The 2,956-nt window shown below is 63.7% G+C and carries 4 protein-coding genes and 1 pseudogene; 1 reads left to right on the top strand and 4 read right to left on the bottom strand.

What is annotated here, in order from left to right:
- Positions 1-216 (top strand): annotated as a pseudogene (locus tag EN969_RS24700) (MFS transporter); the annotation flags it as partial.
- 10 nt (positions 217-226) lie between these two features.
- Here EN969_RS24700 and EN969_RS24695 read toward each other — a convergent pair.
- From EN969_RS24695 to EN969_RS24680, 4 genes are all read right to left on the bottom strand, one after another.
- The gene (locus EN969_RS24695; protein ID WP_024501778.1) at positions 227-955 is read right to left on the bottom strand and encodes an amino acid ABC transporter ATP-binding protein; all 729 of its coding nucleotides are present in this window, start codon (positions 953-955) and stop codon (positions 227-229) included.
- Between the two features lie 56 nt (positions 956-1,011).
- Positions 1,012-1,686 carry an amino acid ABC transporter permease gene (locus EN969_RS24690; protein WP_063168655.1) on the bottom strand — a complete coding sequence of 225 codons (675 nt, stop codon included), beginning with the start codon at positions 1,684-1,686 and terminating at the stop codon, positions 1,012-1,014.
- Positions 1,683-2,354 (bottom strand): amino acid ABC transporter permease, encoded by a 672-nt coding sequence (locus tag EN969_RS24685; protein ID WP_013530557.1) that lies wholly within the window; start codon positions 2,352-2,354, stop codon positions 1,683-1,685. The genes EN969_RS24690 and EN969_RS24685 overlap by 4 nt, the downstream gene beginning before the upstream one ends.
- A 105-nt stretch (positions 2,355-2,459) precedes the next feature.
- Positions 2,460-2,956, bottom strand: a 497-nt coding sequence (locus tag EN969_RS24680) for an ABC transporter substrate-binding protein (RefSeq protein WP_164758463.1), incomplete at its 5' end; no start/stop codon positions are given.

Below are 2,956 nucleotides of genomic sequence, written 5' to 3'. Positions count from 1 at the left end.
ATCATGAAGGCGAGCGCTGCCCGTCAGTTCACCTCGGCCTTTGCGCCGTTCGCGCTCGCCTTCATGATGGCGCGGACATCGGTCGCCAATTCCCTGTGGGTGCTGGTGGTCGTCGCCGCGAGCGGCGTCATCGCCTTCCTCGCCATCGCGCTGCTCAGGCGGCGCGGCGGCCCGGCAGCGTTTGCGATTGGCGGCAGCGCGGAAGAGGCGACCTGACCGCCCGCCTTTAGTGCCGCAGAATCTTGCTCAGGAAAGCGCGGCTGCGGTCGGTCTTGGGGTGTGAGAAGAACTCGTCGGGCGTGCCGCTTTCGACGATGGCGCCAGCGTCCATGAACACCACGCGCTGGGCGACCTTGCGGGCAAAGCCCATCTCGTGCGTCACCACCATCATGGTCATGCCTTCCTCGGCGACCGCGACCATGACGTCGAGCACTTCGGAAATCATCTCGGGATCGAGCGCCGAGGTCGGCTCGTCGAACAGCATGATTTTGGGCCGCATGCCGAGGCAACGCGCGATCGCCACGCGCTGCTGCTGGCCGCCGGAGAGCTGTGCTGGATAGGCATTGACCTTGTCGGCGAGGCCTACCTTGGCCAGCAATTCGCGGCCGGCCTTTTCGGCTTCGGCACGCGGGATCTTGCGGACATGGATGGGGGCGAGCGTGACGTTTTCGAGTGCCGTCTTATGCGGGTAGAGGTTGAACGACTGGAAGACGAAGCCGATCTCGGTGCGCAGCTGGGTCATGTTGGTGGCGGGGTCGCCCAGGCGCTGGCCGTCGACGACGAGATCGCCGTCCTTGATCGCCTCCAGGCCGTTGACGCAGCGGATCAGAGTGCTTTTGCCCGAGCCGCTCGGGCCGCAGACGACGACCACTTCGCGCGGTTCGACGCTGAGCGTGATGTCCTTGAGCACGTTGAGCGAGCCGAACCATTTGTTGACGCCGCGAAAGTCGATCATGCCGGTTTTGGCAAGGCCCGTTTTGGTCATGTTTTCTGGACCTTTGGGGTTGGAAGTCACAACTGCACCTCGGCATGCGCCGCGCCCATGCGCTGCTCCAGCCGGCGGGCCAGCATGATCAGCGGATAGCAGACGATGAAATAGCCGACGCCGACGAGGAAGAACACCAGCAGGCCGTTGGGCACACGCTGCACCACCAGCCAGCCGACGCGGGTGAGGTCGGTCAATCCGATGGCCGAGACGACAGAAGAATCCTTGATCAGCAGCACATACTGCCCGACCAATGGCGGCAGCACGATGCGCATCGCCTGCGGCAGCACCACCTGGCGCATGCGCTGCCAGCGCGACAGGCCGGACGCCAGTGCCGCCTCGACCTGGCCTGTCGGCACCGAGCGGATGCCGGCGACGACGATCTCGCAGATGAAGCAGGCAGCCAGATTGGTCAGCGCGATGATGCCGGCGGTGAAGGCATCGAGTTCGATGCCGAACTCAGGCAGGATGAAGAAGATCAGGAAGATCTGCACCAGGAACGGCGTGCCGCGGATCAGGTCGACCCAGGCCCCGATCAAACCCGAGATCAGACGGTTGCCGCCGGTCCGCAGGATGCCGAGGGCGAAGCCGAGCAGCGTGCCGAGCACCAGGCTGATCAGCGACAGCAACACGGTCATGCCGAGGCCGCGCAGGGCCAGTGGATAGGAGCCGGCGAGGCTTTGCAGTTGTTGCCAGATCATGTCCGCGCCCCCGCTGTGCCGAGCCAGCGGCTGGAGAGCCCAGCCAGTCCTTTCAGGCCGTAATAGAGCAGCAGATAGAAGGCGGCGATGGTGAGGAAGCCTTCCGCCGGCATGAAGCGGTCGGAGGCGAGCAATTGACCGGCGCGTGTCAGTTCCGAAACCGAGATCAGCGACAAAAGGGCGGAATCCTTGACCAGCACGATCGCCTGGCCGAGCAGCGGCGGGATCGTCACCTTGAAGGCTTGCGGCAGGACGACAAGGCGCATGCGCTGGACATAGGTCATGCCCGAAGCGACGCTGGCCTCGACCTGGCCGCGCGGGATCGACAGGATGCCGGCGCGAATGATTTCAGCGATATAGGCGCCGCTGTTCAGCGACAACGCGAGGATGCCGACGACGAGTTCCGGCAGAACGAAGCCGAGCCGGGGCAGGCCGAAATAAAGAAAATAGAGCTGCGCCAGCAAGGGCGTGGCACGCACCGCATCGATATAGGCCTTGGCCGGGGCGCGAAACAGCCAGCCGCGCTGCAGATTCATGGCGCACAGCACGATGCCGACGATGAGCGCGCCGACAAAGGACAGCGCCGACAGCCAAACGGTCGTGACCAGGCCCTGTCCGAACAACGGCAGGTATTCGACGATGGTGCGGAAACTGAAATTTTCGAGCATCGTTGGGTGAAATCCCCAGAGCGCAGGCAACGACAGATGAAACGAAATTCCGGGCGGCTTCGCGGCGTTTAAGATGCGCGCGAAACCGCCTGGATTTATCGCTGCTTAGTGATCCTTCTTCCAGGCGTCGGAATTGACCCAGTAGTCGAGGTTCTTCTGCAGGCGGCCGTCGATAGTGACCTGGTTGAGGAACAGGTTCATCCAGATCAACAGGTCCGGCTCATCATAGCGGGTGGCGAAGGCAAGCGGCTCCTTCGACAGAAGGTCCGGCATGATGGTGAAGGTGCCGGCCGGATAGGCGGTCGACTGGCCCTTGACCGCCGAGACGTCGTTGACGCCGCAGTCGGCCTGGCCGTTGTTGACGGCGTCGAGCAGCAGCGGACCGCCACCCTTGTAGCTCTTGATGTCGGCATCGGGGAAGGCGTTCTTGGCTTCCTTCTCGCCGGTGGCGCCGAGCAGCACGGCGATCTTGGTGCCCTTGGCCTTGCAGTCCTCGGTGGTCTTGAACTTGCTGTCGGCCTTGGTGAAGACGGTGCTGCCCGTGTACATGTAGGGCGTGGTGAACGCGACCTTCATGCCGCGCGCCAGCGTCGGTGTCATGT

The sequence above is a fragment of the Mesorhizobium sp. M7A.F.Ca.CA.003.01.2.1 genome, from assembly GCF_003998945.1.
Taxonomy (GTDB): Bacteria; Pseudomonadota; Alphaproteobacteria; order Rhizobiales; family Rhizobiaceae; genus Mesorhizobium; species Mesorhizobium ciceri.
The sequence above is the reverse complement of the archived record's forward strand: the minus strand, read 5'-3'. Positions and strand labels throughout refer to the sequence as shown.

Bases quoted from the DNA above. Each gene is read 5' to 3' on its own strand.
- EN969_RS24695 (WP_024501778.1), bottom strand. From the start codon at position 955: ATGATCGACTTTCGCGGCGTCAACAAATGGTTCGGCTCGCTCAACGTG.
- EN969_RS24690 (WP_063168655.1), bottom strand. From the start codon at position 1,686: ATGATCTGGCAACAACTGCAAAGCCTCGCCGGCTCCTATCCACTGGCC.
- EN969_RS24685 (WP_013530557.1), bottom strand. From the start codon at position 2,354: ATGCTCGAAAATTTCAGTTTCCGCACCATCGTCGAATACCTGCCGTTG.